This window comes from Bacillus sp. BR3(2024) (genome assembly GCF_039134555.1).
GTDB classification, from domain to species: Bacteria; Bacillota; Bacilli; order Bacillales; family Bacillaceae_G; genus Bacillus_A; species Bacillus_A cereus.
On record NZ_CP152433.1, the window covers coordinates 1,087,966 to 1,105,235 of the forward strand.

Sequence of the window (17,270 nt, forward strand, 5' to 3'; positions counted from 1 at the left end):
AAAGGCAAACAACTCAGTTTGTCTTTTTTCGTGTCCTATAATACAATTATAGTAGCAAACTAACGTTCGTTATGTAAGTGAAAGGTGGGGTTACATGTCACTTCGATTTGTGATTGGTAGAGCGGGAAGTGGAAAAAGTACACTTTGTTTACGCGAAGTGCAAGAAGAGTTAAAACAACGCCCGAGAGGGAAAACAATATTATATCTTGTGCCAGAACAGATGACATTCCAGACGCAGCAGGCGTTAATTGGAAGTGAGGATGTAAGAGGTTCTATTCGGGCACAAGTTTTTAGTTTTTCACGATTAGCGTGGAAGGTACTGCAAGAAGTTGGCGGAGCGAGTCGTCTTCATATTGATGAAGCTGGTGTACATATGTTACTCCGTAAAATTGTAGAGTCTCGTAAAGATGGATTATCGGTGTTCCAAAAAGCAGCGGAGCAAAACGGTTTCTTTGAACATCTTGGTAGTATGATTGCAGAGTTTAAACGTTACAATGTAACGCCATCTAACGTATATGAAATGTGGCAACAATTAGATGCGCATAGTAGCAGTGCCGAACAAAAGTTACTAGCGAATAAAGTGTATGATTTACAGCTGTTATACGATGATTTTGAACGTGCTTTAATTGGAAAATATTTAGATTCAGAAGACTACCTGCAATTGCTAGTGGAAAAGCTTCCGCAGTCTGAATATGTAAATGGTGCGGAAATTTATATAGACGGATTTCATTCATTCTCCCCGCAAGAGTTAGAGATTGTAAGACAGCTTATGATTTGCGGAGCGAGAGTTACGATCACGTTAACGATAGATGAAAAAACGTTAGAGCAGCCAGTAAATGAACTCGATTTATTTTATGAAACGACGTTAACGTATGAAAAAATAAAACAAGTAGCGCGTGAAGAGAAAATAGAAATTGAAAAAACAATTCCACTTATGGAACAGCCGCGTTTTCATTCTCCGGCATTAGCGCATTTAGAAGCTCATTATGAAGCGCGTCCGAATGAAAAATTTAACGGTGAAGCGAGTGTAACGATTAGTACAGCTGCAAATTTACGAGCGGAGGTAGAAGGTGTTGCTCGTGAAATTCGTAAACTTGTTGCGGACGAAAAATATCGTTACCGGGATATTGCAGTGCTTCTTCGTAATGGGGAAAGTTATTACGATGTGATGCGAACGTTATTTACAGATTATAATATCCCGCACTTCATCGATGAAAAGCGCCCGATGTCACATCACCCATTAGTAGAATGTATTCGTTCTGCACTCGAGATTATTAGTGGGAATTGGCGTTATGATGCGGTGTTCCGCTGCGTGAAAACAGAGCTTTTATATCCATTAGACGTAAGAAAAGAAGCGATGCGTGAAGAAATGGATGAATTTGAAAATTACTGTTTAGCGTACGGTGTACAAGGAAAGAGATGGACTGCTGAAGATCCATGGATGTATCGCCGTTATCGTTCTCTTGATGATACGAACGGGATGATTACAGACAGTGAACGTGAAATGGAAGAGAAAATAAATAGGCTACGTGACGTTGTAAGAACACCTGTTATTCGCATGCAAAAAAGGTTAAAGCGTGCAGGAACAGTTATGCAAATGTGTGAAGCAGTTTACTTGTTTTTAGAAGAACTGGATGTTCCGAAAAAACTAGAAGAATTACGTATACGTGCAGAAGAAAGTGGAGATTTCTTATTTGCGACAGATCATGAACAAGTATGGGAAGAAGTAATGAGCCTTCTTGATACATTTGTAGAGATGCTTGGGGAAGAGAAAATGTCTCTTTCAATGTTTACTGACGTTATGTCGACTGGTCTTGAGGCACTTCAATTTGCTAACATTCCGCCGTCATTAGACCAAGTGTTAATTGCTAATATTGATCACTCCAGATTATCTGATGTGAAAGCAACGTTTATTATAGGTGTAAATGAGGGTGTCATTCCAGCAGCACCTATGGATGAAGGTATGCTTTCTGATGAGGAAAGAGAAGTTCTTGGTGCGGCAGGGATTGAATTAGCGCCAACGACGAGACAAACTTTGTTAGAAGAACAGTTCGTTATGTATCAAATGGTAACGAGAGCATCTGAGAAGTTATACATTTCATGCCCGCTTGCAGATGAAGAAGGAAAGACGTTACTTGCGTCTAGCTTTATTAAGAAAATAAAAAGAATGTTCCCTAATGTGAAAGATTCATTTATTACGAATGACGTAAATGATTTATCACGTTCAGAACAAATTTCATATGTAGCAACGCCAGAAGTAACGTTATCTTACGTTATGCAGCAACTACAAACGTGGAAGCGATACGGATCTGAAGGGAATTTAGACTTTTGGTGGGACGTATATAATTTCTACGTAACTTCAGATGAATGGAAACAAAAAAGTAGCCGCGTCTTATCAAGTTTATTCTATCGAAATCGTGCGAAGAAACTAAGTACAGCAGTAAGTAGAGATTTATACGGAGATATAATTAAAGGAAGCGTCTCTCGTATGGAACTATTTAACCGTTGTGCATACGCTCATTTTGCGCAGCACGGTTTATCGCTTAGAGAGCGTGATATTTTCAAGCTTGATGCGCCGGACATCGGCGAATTATTCCATGCGGCATTAAAGAAAATTGCGGACAAGTTATTGCGTGAAAACCGTACTTGGGCGGATTTATCCATAAAAGAGTGTGAGCATCTTTCTGTCTTAGTAATAGAAGAAATCGCACCGTTATTACAACGACAAATTTTATTAAGTTCAAACCGTCATTTCTATTTAAAACAAAAACTACAACAAATCATTTTCCGTACGTCAATCATTCTTCGTGAACATGCGAAGTCAAGCGGATTCGTACCAGTTGATTTAGAGGTGCCGTTCGGTATGGGAGGTACAGGGTCACTTCCGCCGATGGAATTCTCATTACCAAATGGTGTAAAGATGGAAGTAGTCGGCCGTATTGACCGTGTTGATAAGGCAGAAGATGAAAACGGGACGTTCTTACGTATTATTGATTATAAATCAAGTTCAAAAGCGTTAGATTTAACGGAAGTGTATTACGGATTAGCACTTCAAATGTTAACGTATTTAGATGTTGTTACTTCGAATGCACAGACGTGGATGAAAAAAGGCCACGCAGCATTACCAGCTGGTGTATTGTATTTCCATATTCATAACCCAATCGTTGAGATGAAAGGTGACGCATCTGAAGCTGAAATTGAAAAAGAAATTTTGAAGAAATTTAAAATGAAAGGACTCGTATTAGGAGATGCTGACGTTGTTCGTTTAATGGATAACAAACTTTCAACAGGAAGCTCAGATATTATTTCTGCTGGCCTGAAAAAAGACGGTAGCTTTAGTGCGCGTTCAAGTATTGCAAGTGAGCAAGAGTTTAACGTACTGCAAAAATATGTACACCATACGTTTGAAAATATCGGAAAAGACATTACAGAAGGTGTTATCGATATTGCTCCTTATAAAATGGGGAATAAAGCGGCATGTACGTTCTGTAACTTCAAATCTGTTTGTCAGTTTGATGAGTCACTGGAAGATAATCAGTTCCGATCGTTAAAAGATATGAAAGATAGCGAAGCGATGGAGAAAATAAGAGAGGAGGTTGGCGGAGAATGATAGAAAATTGGCCTAAAAAACCAGAAGGTAGTCAATGGACAGATGACCAGTGGAAAGCTGTTGTAGCTAACGGACGTGATATTTTAGTTGCTGCTGCAGCTGGATCAGGTAAAACAGCGGTATTAGTTGAACGTATTATTAAAAAGATTATTAATGAAGAGAATCCAGTCGATGTCGACCGCCTGCTCGTTGTAACATTTACGAATGCAGCAGCACAAGAGATGAAAAACCGAATCGGAGAAGCGTTAGAAAAGGTATTAATTGATGAACCAGGCTCTCAACACGTAAGAAAGCAGCTGAGCCTATTAAATAAAGCTTCCATTTCAACAATTCACTCATTCTGTTTACAAGTAATTAGAGGATATTACTACATGCTTGATGTTGATCCTCGTTTCCGTATTGCGAATCAAACAGAAAATGAATTGTTAAAAGAAGAAGTGCTAGATGACATATTAGAAGAAGAGTATGGCATCGAAGATAATACGATATTCTTTGAACTCGTTGATCGTTATACGAGTGACCGTAGTGATGATGACTTACAACGTATGATTTTAGCGCTTCATACAGAATCAAGAGCGCATCCAAATCCGGAAAAATGGCTTGATAAATTAGTAGAAGCATATGACGTAGAAGGAAAGACAATTGAGGATTTAGTATATGCTTCTTATTTATTAGAAGATGTGAAATTCCAGCTTGAAACAGCGGAACAGCATATTCGTAAGGCAACTGAACTCGCAATGCTTCCTGACGGTCCAGCGCCTCGCATTGAAACCCTGCAAGCAGATGTAGCATTACTTGGAACGCTATCATCAGCTGCTCGTGAGTCGTGGACAAGTGTGTATGAAGCGATGCAAAACGTATCGTGGCAAACGTTAAAGCGTATTAAGAAAAGTGATTACAATGAAGATGTTGTAAAACAAGTAGACTCTCTTCGTAATAAAGCGAAAGATGAAGTGAAGAAATTACAAGAAGAGTTATTTAGCCGCAAACCTGAAAGTTTCTTACGAGATTTTCAAGATATGCACCCAGTATTAGAAAAGCTTGTTCAACTTGTAAAAGTATTTACAGAGCGTTTCCAAGCGATGAAGCGAGATAAAGGAATGGTCGATTTCACAGATTTAGAGCATTTCTGTTTACAAATTTTAAGTGAACAAAGTGAAAATGGTGAAATGAATCCGTCAGCAGTGGCGCTCCAATATCGTAATAAATTTGCTGAAGTATTAGTCGATGAATATCAAGACACGAACTTTGTACAGGAATCCATTATTAAATTCGTAACGAAAGATTCTGAGAGTGAAGGAAACTTGTTCATGGTTGGTGACGTAAAGCAGTCGATTTATCGTTTCCGACTAGCCGAGCCAGGCTTATTCCTAGGAAAGTATAAACGTTTCACACAAGAAGGATTGGGCGGCGGAATGAAGATTGACTTAGCGAAAAACTTCCGTAGTCGTCATGAAGTACTAGCAGGTACGAACTTTATTTTTAAACAAATTATGGGCGAAGAAGTTGGGGAAATTGACTACGATGCTGACGCTGAACTAAAGCTAGGTGCTACCTATCCAGAAGGTGAAGATGTAGCAGCAGAATTATTATGTATTCAGCAAACGGAAGAAGAAGTAATAGACGGTGAAGAAGGTGCAGAAGTCGAAAAAGCACAGCTTGAAGCTCGCCTTATGGCGCAGCGCATTAAAGCGATGGTTGATTCCGGTTATGAAGTGTATGACCGTAAAAATGATAGTATGCGTCCGGTGCAATATCGCGATTTCGTTATTTTACTTCGCTCCATGCCGTGGGCCCCGCAAATTATGGAAGAGTTAAAATTACAAGGAATTCCAGTATACGCTGACCTCGCGACTGGTTATTTTGAAGCGACGGAAGTAAATATTATGATGAACGTATTCCGCGTTATTGATAATCCGATGCAAGATATTCCGCTTGCCGCTGTACTTCGTTCCCCAATCGTTGGATTGAGCGATGAAGAACTTGCAACGCTTCGTGCTCATGGAAAGAAAGGCTCGTTTTATGAAGTAATGAGCTCATTCTTAAAAGGGGCACCGCTTGAAGAGGAGCAAGAACTTCATGATAAATTAGAGTGGTTTTATAACTTATTGCAAGGATGGCGTGAATTCGCCCGTCAACAATCACTTTCTGATTTAATTTGGAAAGTGTACGGTGAGACAGGTTATTACGACTTCGTTGGCGGTTTACCAGCTGGAAAGCAAAGGCAGGCAAACTTACGCGTACTATATGACCGCGCAAGACAATATGAAGCAACATCATTTAGAGGATTATTCCGCTTCTTACGTTTTATTGAACGTATTTTAGAACGCGGTGATGATATGGGTACGGCGAGGGCCCTCGGTGAACAAGAAGACGTTGTTCGCATTATGACGATTCATAAAAGTAAAGGGCTAGAGTTCCCGGTCGTATTTGTAGCTGGACTCGGTCGTCGTTTTAATACACAAGACTTAATGAAACGTTTCTTATTGCATAAAGATTTCGGTTTCGGTTCGCAATTTATCGATCCGCGTAAACGAATTAAATATACAACATTATCACAGCTTGCGATTAAGCGTAAAATGAAAATGGAATTAATTGCGGAAGAAATGCGCGTACTATACGTAGCATTGACGCGTGCGAAAGAGAAGTTAATTTTAATCGGAACAGTTAAGGATGCAAATAAGGAAATGGAAAAATGGCTTGATGCGAGGGAACATAGTGAATGGTTATTACCAGATCACATACGTGCCGGAGCGTCTTGTTATTTAGACTGGATTGCACCTTCATTATATAGACACCGTGATAGTGAAATGCTTCTTGAATTAGGACAAGGAAGTATTCCAGATGAAATTTACGGATATGACACTAGCTGGAAAGTAGAAGTTGTGGACGGTAACACACTACTTGCACCAGAGCCAGTTCAAGAAGAGAAACAAGAATTGTTAGAAGCGCTTCGTGAGAAAAAGGCTGTTCCCCTGCAAAGTGAACGGAAAGAAGAAGTGTACGACAGATTAATGTGGAAGTACGGATATGAGGATGCGACATCTCATCGTGCGAAGCAATCTGTTACAGAAATAAAGAGAAATTATCAATCTGAAGAAGGTAGCGATAACGCCTTTATTAAAAAACTACGTGCACCAATTAAAACACGCCCGCGCTTTATGGAGAAAAAAGGGTTAACGTACGCAGAGCGCGGAACAGCAGTCCATGCCGTTATGCAGCATGTTGATTTGAAGAAGCCGATTACGGTTGAAGTTCTTCAAGAGCAAATTGCTGGAATGGTAAATAAGGAATTATTAACATTCGAGCAGGCGGAAGAAATAGCGATTGAAAAAGTAATTTCATTCTTTGACAGTGACTTAGGTAAAAGGGTATTAGCGGCGAAAAGTGTTGAGCGTGAAGTACCATTTACGATGATGCTTGCAGCAGAAGAAGCATATCAAGATTGGCAAGGGAAGAGTGAAGAAACGATTCTTGTCCAAGGGGTTATCGACTGCATGATTGAAGAGGAAGATGGCATTACGTTAATCGACTTTAAAACAGATACGATTGAAGGGAAATTCCCAGGCGGATTCGAACAAGCGAAACCAATTTTAGAAGATCGATATAAAGTGCAGCTTTCGTTATATGCAAAAGCACTGGAGAAAAGCTTACAACATCCTGTAAAAGAGAAATGTTTATACTTCTTTGATGGGAATCACGTTGTAAATATTGAAGAATAGAGGGGCTTGAAAATGGTAACGGAAAAAACGTTAAGAACTTGTGAACAGGGACACGAGTACTATAAAAGTAGCGATTGTCCAACTTGCCCAGTCTGTGAGAAAGAGAGAAAACCAAAAGAAGGTTTTCTCTCTCTTCTTTCAGCGCCAGCAAGAAGGGCATTAGAGCACCGTGGAATTCAAACTGTAGAAGAACTCTCAAAATATAGTGAAAAAGAAATTTTAAAACTGCATGGTATGGGACCTGCGTCTTTGCCGAAGCTTAGGAAGGCTTTGGAGGAGAGTGGGTTATCATTTAAATAAAATGAAATAGTGCCTCTTCACTACTTATGTGTTTATACCACTATTTGTGGACAGTGAAGCTCTTGCTTATTAAAATTTCATTTTAATAATTTTGAATTACATAAAAGAAAAAAGTAGGAGAATATCTCCTACTTTTTTTACGCTGTTCCAATCTGATCTTGATCTGCCACATCAGAATCAAATGTATTCGTTGCACTAACACCGTTAAACGTATTCACGACAAACCCAACATTGGAAGCTCCAGATCCGTTATAGGCTTTCGTGTTTTCTTTCGGAGATACGTTATAAAAATCTCCTAAGTTGAAAGAGCCGTTACTGTTTTGCACGACGAGATTTCCTACAACTGAAGGCATACCATCCACCTACTTTACTAAGCTTTTTAATTACTATATGAATTATTGTGCGGAAGGTTCATCCGTAATATATTGGCGGATTTGTATAATACGAGAGTTATTAAAACCATAATCAACATTTCCAATTTGAAAGCAACCAGAATTTAAAAGTGTCCGCAATTCAACGTTATTCACTTCAATAAAAGGGCATTCATTTACAATATTTAATTTTACATCTGTCGTTCGTTTTGGAATTGTAATGTGTTCATCTGTAAAGATTTCAAAAGCATCAAAGCGACCTTCTCCCCGTATATAAAAAGGAATTTCACGGTGGACGGCAATAGCTCTACTTTTTAATTCCATTTGGTTTGCATCTCCAACTTGAAATACGGCAGTAATCCCTAAAGAAATAATAGAAACATTTTGGACAATGGACACATGATGCAACATAATTTTTCAGTCTCCTTAACCTGGAGTAGGGGGGACATCTGTTACTAATGGTACAAATGGACCCTCTGTAACTGTTTCAAATGGTGTATCGAGAATAGAAGATAGAATGAGGAGATTTGCATCTCCAATTAAAAAGAGTGCGGACGACGATACACCGTTCATTTTAATCTGTCCGACTTTTAACTCACGGTTTACAACGTTAAGGTTCATACATACTTACTCCTTTCGGAAATTTCCCGGTATGTGCTGAATAAAGGAGAGAAAGGCTTTGTCAATATCTTGTTTCATTGCCTGAATAATGATATCTCGTAAATAATCTGGATCTGTTGAAATACCTTCATATGATTGCGCTTGTGATAAATAATAAGGGAGTCGATGCTCCATCTGTTTTTTTATGTCATCCACCATCATTTGTCGATACATTTCATCAAGCGGTGTTCTCTCTTCTTGTTCAAAATGGAGAATACGATTATATGCTTCTTCATCTAAGTATCGATGCATTTCTTGGAGGATACCTTGATAAAAGTCTGGGTTTGTTTCGGTTTCAGGGTTTACCTTCAATGTTTCTGTATCCACTTGAAAATCTTCAATTTGTTGTCCTTTTGCTGAAAATGGGTTTAAACCAATATTTAAAGTACCATTTAAATTTTCGACTTTTAATTGATCGAATTTGTATTCCACTTTTCCTACAGAAGAGGAGGGGCGATTTTTTAATTCGTTAAGCTCTTCTTGGAGTTGGCGCACTTGATCTTCTAAATTTAGGATGGCTGCTTGTTGTGTTTGAAGAGCTTGTTGAAGTTGGTGTAAGTAAGTATATATATCTTGATTCATTTGTGAAACCTCCTTTTCAATAGGGAGGGTAAAAATATTCCTGCTATATATTTATGACAAGGATGTCTTAAGAAGAACTAGTTGATGGTTTGATAGAAATAATTTGTCCTTTCGCCTGTAATGGGCGAAGCGGTTCCGTAAATCCGCCCGTATTTGAAAATTTAGATAGGGCTTTAATACTTCCGGCAGTACCAATTTGGAACACAGAAGAGGTTGTAATGCTATCAATTTTAATACTGTTGATGATGATACTTTGGTTTACATAAAAATTCAATGCAATTGCCTCCTTTAAGTTGAGCCAATTATCGCTTGATCGATTACATCTGAATCGTTGACAGTCGTTGCACTTTGATAATTGTAGACAGAAACATTGTCTCCAACGTTGAAAGAGCCGGCCCCGGCGAAAGCACGTGAGTAACTAATAGGCCTAATCGCAAATACATCTCCAATATGAAAAATACCACTTGATCCAATATTGACGATACGAATATGTCCGACCATAGCTGGCATACAAAACACCCTTCGTTTTTAAAATTTTCTTTTCTACTATTGTATGGGCGTTTCCAATAAAATGTGTATTTTTTTGAAATAAAAGAAACACACGCATTATTGCGTGTGTGTTTTGAACGTTTGATTAGGGTGTAAATCCGTATGTACATGACAAATTACATTTAAGAGCCTGTCCAGTTCTTGGCTACAATCCACTGTTTTTTGAGAAGTCATTCCATAGCGTTCAGCAAAATAAATCATTTTTTCACGTTTTTTTTCAATCGCTTGCTCAAACATTGAAATCGGCTCCATCTCTAAATGAAATTTTTAGTATATATGTAGTACATATTATACAAAAACTTCATAAAAAAGAAATGCATTCGCTAAAAAAAGTAAAATTTCTACATTTTATGCCAAATGATAAAGGGGTAACGAATAGGGGATGAGAAGAATATTGTAAAAATTAGCGTGCATGAGAAGGTTTTTTTCTTGCGGATGCGAATACAATTAAAGGGTATGAGTTTTAGGATGGAGAGTGGAAATATTGCGTTTTGTAACGGCGAAGAAAGAAGAAAAGGTATTTGTAGGTATTGTAGATGAAGAAGAAGAAAAGGTATTACACTTAAGAGAAGCGCAAAGACAAAAAGGGGAAAAGGTTATAATCCCTATTACAATGTTAGAGTGTATTGAAAGAGGGACTGAATGCTTTGAGAAAGTATGTGAAATTGTAAATTGGGCAAAAGAGAACGGGGAAGCGGCGTATTATCCGTTAACAGAGGTGAAAATATTAGCGCCGATTCCAAGGCCAAGAAAGAATATTTTGTGCGTTGGAAAAAACTATCGTGAGCATGCGGTAGAAATGGGCGGAGTAGAGTCTATTCCAGAAAATATAATGATCTTTACGAAAGCGCCAACAACAGTTATTGGCATAAATGAGCAAATTAATGGTCACCCTCATGCAACGGACGAACTAGATTATGAAGGAGAATTAGCTATCATTATTGGTAAGCGAGGGAAGCAAATAAAAAAAGAAAAAGCGCTTGAGCATGTTTTTGGTTATACGATTATCAATGATGTAACAGCTCGAGACATTCAAAGAAAACATAAACAGTTTTTCCTTGGGAAAAGCTTCGATACATTTTGTCCGATGGGACCGTATTTAATTCATAAATCGGTGGTTAATGCGCCGAATGCATTACACATTGAAACGGTAGTAAATGGAGAAGTAAGGCAAACTTCTAACACAAATAAAATGATTTTTTCAATAGAAGAAATTATTTCAACGATAAGTAAAGGAATGACTTTAGAACCAGGTGATATTATCGCAACAGGAACGCCGGCTGGTGTCGGAAAAGGTTTTACACCACCGAAGTTTTTACATGCTGGTGATGAAGTGGTCATTACAGTAGAAGGAATTGGTACTTTACGAAATGTAGTGAAATAAAGAAAAGAGCTATCTTGTTAAAAGATAGCTCTTTTTTATGGCCTTGGGTTATAGAGGTAATCGATAACGGCAAAAGTGTAAAGACCAATGAATGCAAGTGTACAAATGCCAAATAGTATAACCGTAAGTGCGCTTTTTTCTCGTCCAAAACCAATGATAGTAAGAATAACAGCAGTCCAAAATGATGCTTTCAGTAGTGTGAGTGTAGTAGGAGTTGAGTAATGAAGCCATGTTGTGGAAAGTAGGAAACCAAGGAATGTAACTAAAATAAAAGCTGTAGCTAAATAGTTAATATGTTTACCATATCTTAATAGCATGTCGCACCTCCTTTACGATTTTAAAATACAGAAAATTACAATTCCATCTTAATATAAATGAATATAAAAAGAAAGAGGTTGTCCCAACATGTCGGACAACCTCTCTATCATTACGATAATACAGCTTTAATTTTTTGGAATGCCCACTCTAAATCTTCTTCAGAGATTACTAGAGGTGGTGCGATACGAATTACATTTTCGTGTGTTTCTTTACATAATAGACCAGCTGCTTTTAGTTGTTCACAGTAAGGACGAGCTGGCTCGTTTAATTCGATACCGATGAATAAACCTTTACCACGAACTTCAGTGATCATTGGGTTATCAATCTCTTTTAATTGCCCAACTAATTTTTCACCTAATTGAAGAGAACGCTCTGTTAATTTTTCTTCTTCTAACACTTCAAGAGCCGCGATAGAAACAGCACATGCAAGTGGATTACCACCGAATGTAGAACCGTGAGAACCTGGCTCAAATACACCTAAAATGTCGCGGTTTGCTGCTACGCAAGAGATTGGGAACACACCGCCGCCAAGTGCTTTACCAAGTATGTACATGTCAGGAGTTACATTGTCCCAGTCACAAGCAAATACTTTACCAGTACGGCCTAAGCCAGTTTGGATTTCATCTGCTACAAATAAAACGTTTTCTTTTTTACATACTTCAAAAGCTTCTTTTAAGTAACCAGCTGGTGGGATATTAATTCCTGCTTCACCTTGAATTGGCTCTAAAATGAATGCTGCTGTGTTTGGTGTAATTGCGGCTTTTAATGCTTCTAAATCACCGTAAGGAATTACAACGATGCCAGGAAGCATTGGACCGAATCCACGCTTGTACTCTTCATTTGAAGACATGGAAACAGAACCCATTGTACGTCCGTGGAAGTTATCTTCACAAACGATGATTTCAGCACGGTTTGCTTCCACTTTCTTCACATCATAAGCCCAGCGACGAACTGTTTTAATTGCAGTTTCAACAGCTTCAGCACCTGTATTCATTGGAAGTACCATTTCTTTATTAGTTAGTTTCGCAACTTTTTCGTACCAAGGACCTAATTGATCGCTATGGAAAGCACGAGAAGTTAACGTAACACGATTAGCTTGGTCAATTAAAGCGTTAATAATTTTCGGGTGACGATGACCTTGGTTTACTGCAGAATATGCACTTAATAAGTCCATATAGCGGTTTCCTTCAGGATCTTCTACCCAAACACCTTCTGCTTTAGAAATAACGATTGGAAGTGGGTGATAGTTATTTGCTCCGTATGTGTCTGTAAGTTCGATAATATCCTTAGTTTGAATCATGATTGTTCCCCCTTTTGTTATTACAAGAAGTTTGTAAATACTCTAAATATTATAGCATTTAAATGTAAAAAAGCGAAACATTTCCTGAAAATAAATGAACATGTTATCATATAGAGTGAAAAAGTGTGAAAAGAGGAGGTAAGGGATACGATGGTACATATGCATATTACAGCATGGGCGTTAGGTTTAATTTTATTCTTCGTTGCGTATTCACTTTATTCAGCAGGAAGAAAAGGGAAAGGTGTACATATGGGGCTTCGCCTAATGTATATCATTATTATTGTGACAGGCTTCATGTTGTACATGAGTATTGTGAAGACAGCAACAGGTAGCATGCACATGTGGTATGGCTTAAAAATGTTAGCTGGTATTTTAGTTATCGGTGGAATGGAAATGGTTCTTGTGAAAATGAGCAAAAACAAACCAACAGGGGCGGTTTGGGGCTTATTTATTGTTGCGCTAGTAGCAGTATTTTACCTTGGGCTGAAATTACCGATTGGCTGGAAAGTATTCTAATAAAAAATAAAGCCACCTTATGATCTCAAAGACTTGGGAGATTATAAGGTGGTTTTTTACTTTATCCCGTAAACATCAGATTGGTGAAGGCTAATAATCAGTGGGCTACCCCACTGATTAAAGTTTCACTTTATGTCGCATCGATATGCAACTCTTCTCCATTTACTTTCGTAAAACGGAACATATTTTTATTTGACGTAGTGTGACGGACGAAATGGTGCTGCAGTGTACAGATCATTTCTTCGTTATCAAACAAAAGAATATTTACTCCTTCGCGTGACTCCTCTTGCGGTAAGAAAGATAAATAATTATGACAATACATGCAATCATATAAAGAGTAGTGAAGTGATTGCAATGATTCGGTTAATAATGTGAAGACAGAGTCAGGTAATTCCTCCAGCCATTCATTATAGCTAAGAAGTAACTTTTTTCGAATACGTATCATTTCACCATTTTGCAAATGGTGTTGCTCGTTGGCGATTTGTAATACATCTTGTTCATAGAAACGGGCTGGTAGCCAATTGTTATTATACAAAATTTCAAACCCATCTTCGGCAATATCTTCTAATAAAAACGCTTCATCATTTTCATCATCAAAGAATACCCACTCATTGTTTATATATTCTACATTACCGACTGTATGAGCACGGGGCTGATTATATAAAATATGTTTACGTTGTATCATACACGATTTCTCCTTTATGAAAAGTAGTTATTCCTGTTATAGACAGTTCGTGCATTCTTTATAACTAGACACATATAGACATAGGTGGGCATACAATAAAACACGTTTTACTGAGTGAAAATGCTATTCCATATGTGGATAGTAGGTTATCGTCAAGTTTTTCATTTTTTTGATCCGCACTCTTAGGGTGGGGATTACTGCACGTTCAAGAAAAGAAATAAGATGGAAGGATGATTTATATGTGCGGGATTACAGGATGGGTGGATTATAAACGCTCATTAGAAGGAGAAAGAGATGTCGTTACGAAGATGGCTGAGACGTTAGCGAAACGGGGGCCGGATGATAATAAAGTTTGGATTAAAGGAAATGTCGCATTTGGGCATAAGCGGTTAATCGTTGTGGATCCTGAGGGCGGTAAACAGCCGATGACTTGTTTAAAAGGTGAAACGAATTACGCCATTTGCTATAACGGTGAACTTTATAACACAGAAGACATTCGAAAGGAATTATTAAGAAGAGGATATACGTTCAAAGGTCATTCTGATACAGAAGTATTATTAGCTTCTTATATTGAATGGAAAGAAGAATGTGTCGATCATTTAAACGGTATATATGCGTTTGCAGTATGGGACGAACAGAAAGAACAAGTATTTATTGCGAGAGATCGATTAGGTGTAAAGCCACTTTTTTATAAATATGATAGCGGACGCTTACTATTTGGTTCGGAGTTAAAAGCGATATTGTCGCATCCAGATGTGAAGGCGGAAGTAACGTTAGAAGGATTATCAGAAATATTCGGGCTCGGACCGTCAAGAACGCCTGGCCACGGTATTTATGCTGGTATAAAAGAATTGCGTCCAGGTCATGCAATGACATTTTCAAAGAACGGTTTATGTATATGGAGATATTGGAATGTAGAAAGTAAAAAACATGAAGACTCTTTTGAAGAAACAGTAGAGAAAACGCGCTTTTTATTACAAGATGCTATTACAAGACAGCTTGTTTCTGATGTACCACTATGTACTTTTTTATCGGGTGGTGTAGATTCGAGCGCTATTACAGCTATTGCAGCGAAAGAATATGAGAGATCAGGAAAAGGGCAATTACACACGTATTCTATTGATTACGAAGATAATGACAAATACTTTAAAGCGAATGCATTCCAGCCAAATTCAGATGCTCCGTTTATTAATTTAATGACTGAGACATTTCAAACAACCCATCATCGCTGCGTCATTTCGAATGAAAAATTAGCAGAGTATTTAACTGAAGCAGTACTCGTTCGTGATTTGCCTGGTATGGCAGATATCGATTCGTCATTATTATGGTTTTGCCGAGAAATTAAACAAGATTTTGTCGTTGGCTTATCTGGAGAATGTGCAGATGAAATATTTGGTGGATATCCGTGGTTTTATAGAGAAGATGATTTACAATCGAGTGCATTTCCGTGGATGCGTTCTACAGAGGCACGTGAACAACTTCTAAAAAAAGAATGGAGAAATAAATTAAATTTACAACAATATGTACAAAGGCGCTATGAAGAGTCGATTCAAGAAGTTCCTATTTTAGAGGGGGAAAGTCCGCTAGAAGCAAAAAGACGCCAATTATTTTATTTAAATATGGTATGGTTTATGACAACATTATTAGACAGAAAAGACCGCATGAGTATGGGAGCGAGCTTAGAAGTACGTGTTCCATTTGCAGATCATCGTCTTGTCGAATATGCGTGGAATATTCCTTGGGAAATGAAAATGTATAAAAACCGCGAAAAAGGTCTATTACGTAAAGCGTTAGAAGGTGTACTTCCACATGACATCTTATATAGAAAGAAGAGTCCTTATCCGAAAACGCACAATCCGCACTATACAAAAGCAGTAACAGTATGGCTTCAAAATCTATTAACGGATAAAGGTTCAATTTTACACGAACTGTTTGATAAAGAGCAGTTGAGCGGATTGATTCAGTCTGGCGGCAGTGCATTTCAAACACCATGGTTTGGTCAATTGATGACTGGGCCACAGCTTTTAGCTCATTTAGCACAAATTCATGTTTGGTTTAAAGAATATGGGGTAAATATTAAGGAATAAGGGAAAAGCGGCTTACAATTATGTAAGTCGCTTTTTATTAAAGAAATTGTCATATAAAATTCAAAATCACCTTATAAATAATACTTAATTAGAATTATTATTTTGACGTACTTATTATTACTTGTTATAATTGGAAACAAATGTTCTGAAAAAGATTCTCATTTATAAAATTGAGGTGTTAGATAGATGACAAAGAAAAGAATAGGTTTACTCGTAATGGCGTATGGAACACCAGAATCATTAGACGATGTAGAGGCATATTATACACATATCCGTCACGGGCGTACGCCATCAGAAGAAGCGCTTGAAGATTTAATTGGGCGCTATAAAGCGATTGGTGGAATTTCACCGCTTGCAAAAATTACGAAAGAACAGGCGCATAAATTAACAGATTCAATGAATAACATATTTACAGAGTATGAATTTACTTGTTACTTAGGTTTAAAACATATTGCACCATTTATAGAAGATGCTGTAGAAGAAATGAAGCGTGATGGGATCGAGCAAGCGATTAGTATCGTATTAGCGCCGCATTACTCTACATTTAGCATTAAAGCGTATAATGACCGTGCTATTCGTCTTTCAAAAGAAATCGGTGGTCCTGTTATTGAACCAATTGAACAATGGTATGATGAACCGAAATTTATTTCGTATTGGGCAGACCAAATAAAAGAGACGTTTACAGAAATTGATAATAAAGAGAAAGCAGTCGTAATTTTTTCAGCGCATAGTTTGCCGGAAAAAATTATTGCAGCAGGAGACCCTTATGTAGAACAACTAAAGCATACGGCAGATTTAATTGCAGAAGCTGCAAATATTCAAAACTATACAATCGGTTGGCAAAGTGCTGGGAATACTCCAGATCCGTGGATTGGTCCAGATGTGCAAGATTTAACGAAAGATTTATATGAAGAGCATGGGTACGAATCTTTCATATATTGCCCAGTTGGTTTTGTAGCGGAGCATTTAGAAGTTTTATATGACAACGATTATGAATGTAAAGTTGTAACTGATGAATTAAATGCCAAATATTTTAGACCAAATATGCCGAATGCACAATCAGCATTTATCGACTGTTTGGCTGAAATTGTTTCCAAAAAAGTGAAGGAAATAGTTGACAAAGATTTAGTTTTGAATAATAATTAATTTATAATAATTTTAAATAAATAATAATTACTACGAAATA

The 17,270-nt window shown here is 37.7% G+C and carries 17 protein-coding genes; 7 read left to right on the forward strand and 10 right to left on the reverse strand.

Annotated elements, in window-relative coordinates:
• Positions 1-94: 94 nt before the first annotated feature.
• From addB to V7S45_RS05650, 3 genes are read left to right on the forward strand one after another with little or no spacing between them, the layout of a single operon-like run.
• Entirely contained in the window at positions 95-3,610 is a 3,516-nt protein-coding gene (gene addB / locus V7S45_RS05640; protein WP_342761690.1) for a helicase-exonuclease AddAB subunit AddB, read from the forward strand.
• Positions 3,607-7,332, forward strand: coding sequence for a helicase-exonuclease AddAB subunit AddA (gene addA / locus V7S45_RS05645; RefSeq protein WP_000572298.1), 3,726 nt, complete (start codon positions 3,607-3,609; stop codon positions 7,330-7,332). Before addB ends, addA begins: the two co-directional genes overlap by 4 nt.
• A gap of 12 nt (positions 7,333-7,344) precedes the next feature.
• Positions 7,345-7,632 carry an RNA polymerase alpha subunit C-terminal domain-containing protein gene (locus V7S45_RS05650; RefSeq protein WP_000255728.1) on the forward strand — a complete coding sequence of 96 codons (288 nt, stop codon included), beginning with the start codon at positions 7,345-7,347 and terminating at the stop codon, positions 7,630-7,632.
• Positions 7,633-7,769: 137 nt separating this feature from the next.
• Here the strand turns inward: V7S45_RS05650 and gerPF are convergent, their stop codons facing one another.
• The 7 genes from gerPF to V7S45_RS05685 all read right to left on the reverse strand — a co-directional run bounded on the left by gerPF (position 7,770) and on the right by V7S45_RS05685 (position 10,031).
• Positions 7,770-7,985, reverse strand: a complete 216-nt coding sequence (gene gerPF, locus V7S45_RS05655; RefSeq protein WP_001141566.1) for a spore germination protein GerPF — start codon at positions 7,983-7,985, stop codon at positions 7,770-7,772.
• A 42-nt stretch (positions 7,986-8,027) separates the two neighbouring features.
• Complete coding sequence (locus V7S45_RS05660; protein ID WP_000902324.1) at positions 8,028-8,414, reverse strand: spore germination protein GerPE; 387 nt, start codon at positions 8,412-8,414, stop codon at positions 8,028-8,030.
• Between the two features lie 15 nt (positions 8,415-8,429).
• Positions 8,430-8,624 (reverse strand): spore germination protein GerPD, encoded by a 195-nt coding sequence (gerPD, locus tag V7S45_RS05665; RefSeq protein WP_001052807.1) that lies wholly within the window; start codon positions 8,622-8,624, stop codon positions 8,430-8,432.
• Positions 8,625-8,630: 6 nt separating this feature from the next.
• Positions 8,631-9,245 carry a spore germination protein GerPC gene (gene gerPC / locus V7S45_RS05670; RefSeq protein ID WP_001070760.1) on the reverse strand — a complete coding sequence of 205 codons (615 nt, stop codon included), beginning with the start codon at positions 9,243-9,245 and terminating at the stop codon, positions 8,631-8,633.
• 67 nt (positions 9,246-9,312) lie between these two features.
• A complete protein-coding gene (gerPB, locus tag V7S45_RS05675; RefSeq protein ID WP_001012508.1) occupies positions 9,313-9,519 on the reverse strand; it encodes a spore germination protein GerPB in 207 nt (68 codons plus the stop codon).
• Between the two features lie 14 nt (positions 9,520-9,533).
• Positions 9,534-9,755: a spore germination protein GerPA gene (gene gerPA / locus V7S45_RS05680; RefSeq protein WP_001111187.1), complete on the reverse strand. Its 222-nt coding sequence runs from the start codon at positions 9,753-9,755 to the stop codon at positions 9,534-9,536.
• Between the two features lie 96 nt (positions 9,756-9,851).
• The gene (locus V7S45_RS05685) at positions 9,852-10,031 is read right to left on the reverse strand and encodes an aspartyl-phosphate phosphatase Spo0E family protein (RefSeq protein ID WP_000462841.1); all 180 of its coding nucleotides are present in this window, start codon (positions 10,029-10,031) and stop codon (positions 9,852-9,854) included.
• Positions 10,032-10,278: 247 nt separating this feature from the next.
• On the opposite strand from V7S45_RS05685, the gene V7S45_RS05690 reads away from it, so the two are divergent.
• The gene (locus tag V7S45_RS05690; protein WP_025687430.1) at positions 10,279-11,178 is read left to right on the forward strand and encodes a fumarylacetoacetate hydrolase family protein; all 900 of its coding nucleotides are present in this window, start codon (positions 10,279-10,281) and stop codon (positions 11,176-11,178) included.
• Positions 11,179-11,213: 35 nt separating this feature from the next.
• Here the strand turns inward: V7S45_RS05690 and V7S45_RS05695 are convergent, their stop codons facing one another.
• Together V7S45_RS05695 and rocD are read right to left on the reverse strand one after the other, a co-directional pair.
• Positions 11,214-11,495, reverse strand: coding sequence for a hypothetical protein (locus tag V7S45_RS05695; protein ID WP_342761691.1), 282 nt, complete (start codon positions 11,493-11,495; stop codon positions 11,214-11,216).
• A 110-nt stretch (positions 11,496-11,605) separates the two neighbouring features.
• On the reverse strand, positions 11,606-12,796 hold the full coding sequence (rocD, locus tag V7S45_RS05700; protein ID WP_000616658.1) for an ornithine aminotransferase: 1,191 nt from the start codon (positions 12,794-12,796) through the stop codon (positions 11,606-11,608).
• A 150-nt stretch (positions 12,797-12,946) separates the two neighbouring features.
• On the opposite strand from rocD, the gene V7S45_RS05705 reads away from it, so the two are divergent.
• A complete protein-coding gene (locus tag V7S45_RS05705; RefSeq protein ID WP_000233494.1) occupies positions 12,947-13,312 on the forward strand; it encodes a YisL family protein in 366 nt (121 codons plus the stop codon).
• Between the two features lie 130 nt (positions 13,313-13,442).
• Here the strand turns inward: V7S45_RS05705 and V7S45_RS05710 are convergent, their stop codons facing one another.
• Positions 13,443-13,997, reverse strand: coding sequence for a DUF2777 domain-containing protein (locus tag V7S45_RS05710; RefSeq protein WP_000616046.1), 555 nt, complete (start codon positions 13,995-13,997; stop codon positions 13,443-13,445).
• Between the two features lie 239 nt (positions 13,998-14,236).
• On the opposite strand from V7S45_RS05710, the gene asnB reads away from it, so the two are divergent.
• Together asnB and hemH are read left to right on the forward strand one after the other, a co-directional pair.
• On the forward strand, positions 14,237-16,084 hold the full coding sequence (gene asnB / locus V7S45_RS05715) for an asparagine synthase (glutamine-hydrolyzing) (RefSeq protein WP_025687429.1): 1,848 nt from the start codon (positions 14,237-14,239) through the stop codon (positions 16,082-16,084).
• A gap of 186 nt (positions 16,085-16,270) precedes the next feature.
• Positions 16,271-17,230: a ferrochelatase gene (gene hemH / locus V7S45_RS05720; RefSeq protein ID WP_078385730.1), complete on the forward strand. Its 960-nt coding sequence runs from the start codon at positions 16,271-16,273 to the stop codon at positions 17,228-17,230.
• The last annotated feature ends 40 nt before the right edge of the window (positions 17,231-17,270 follow it).

Excerpts from the sequence above, each read along its gene's own strand:
- addB (WP_342761690.1), top strand. The coding sequence starts at position 95 with ATGTCACTTCGATTTGTGATTGGTAGAGCGGGAAGTGGAAAAAGTACA.
- addA (WP_000572298.1), top strand. The coding sequence starts at position 3,607 with ATGATAGAAAATTGGCCTAAAAAACCAGAAGGTAGTCAATGGACAGAT.
- V7S45_RS05650 (WP_000255728.1), top strand. The coding sequence starts at position 7,345 with ATGGTAACGGAAAAAACGTTAAGAACTTGTGAACAGGGACACGAGTAC.
- gerPF (WP_001141566.1), bottom strand. The coding sequence starts at position 7,985 with ATGCCTTCAGTTGTAGGAAATCTCGTCGTGCAAAACAGTAACGGCTCT.
- V7S45_RS05660 (WP_000902324.1), bottom strand. The coding sequence starts at position 8,414 with ATGTTGCATCATGTGTCCATTGTCCAAAATGTTTCTATTATTTCTTTA.
- gerPD (WP_001052807.1), bottom strand. The coding sequence starts at position 8,624 with ATGAACCTTAACGTTGTAAACCGTGAGTTAAAAGTCGGACAGATTAAA.
- gerPC (WP_001070760.1), bottom strand. The coding sequence starts at position 9,245 with ATGAATCAAGATATATATACTTACTTACACCAACTTCAACAAGCTCTT.
- gerPA (WP_001111187.1), bottom strand. The coding sequence starts at position 9,755 with ATGCCAGCTATGGTCGGACATATTCGTATCGTCAATATTGGATCAAGT.
- V7S45_RS05685 (WP_000462841.1), bottom strand. The coding sequence starts at position 10,031 with ATGTTTGAGCAAGCGATTGAAAAAAAACGTGAAAAAATGATTTATTTT.
- V7S45_RS05695 (WP_342761691.1), bottom strand. The coding sequence starts at position 11,495 with ATGCTATTAAGATATGGTAAACATATTAACTATTTAGCTACAGCTTTT.
- rocD (WP_000616658.1), bottom strand. The coding sequence starts at position 12,796 with ATGATTCAAACTAAGGATATTATCGAACTTACAGACACATACGGAGCA.
- V7S45_RS05705 (WP_000233494.1), top strand. The coding sequence starts at position 12,947 with ATGGTACATATGCATATTACAGCATGGGCGTTAGGTTTAATTTTATTC.
- V7S45_RS05710 (WP_000616046.1), bottom strand. The coding sequence starts at position 13,997 with ATGATACAACGTAAACATATTTTATATAATCAGCCCCGTGCTCATACA.
- asnB (WP_025687429.1), top strand. The coding sequence starts at position 14,237 with ATGTGCGGGATTACAGGATGGGTGGATTATAAACGCTCATTAGAAGGA.
- hemH (WP_078385730.1), top strand. The coding sequence starts at position 16,271 with ATGACAAAGAAAAGAATAGGTTTACTCGTAATGGCGTATGGAACACCA.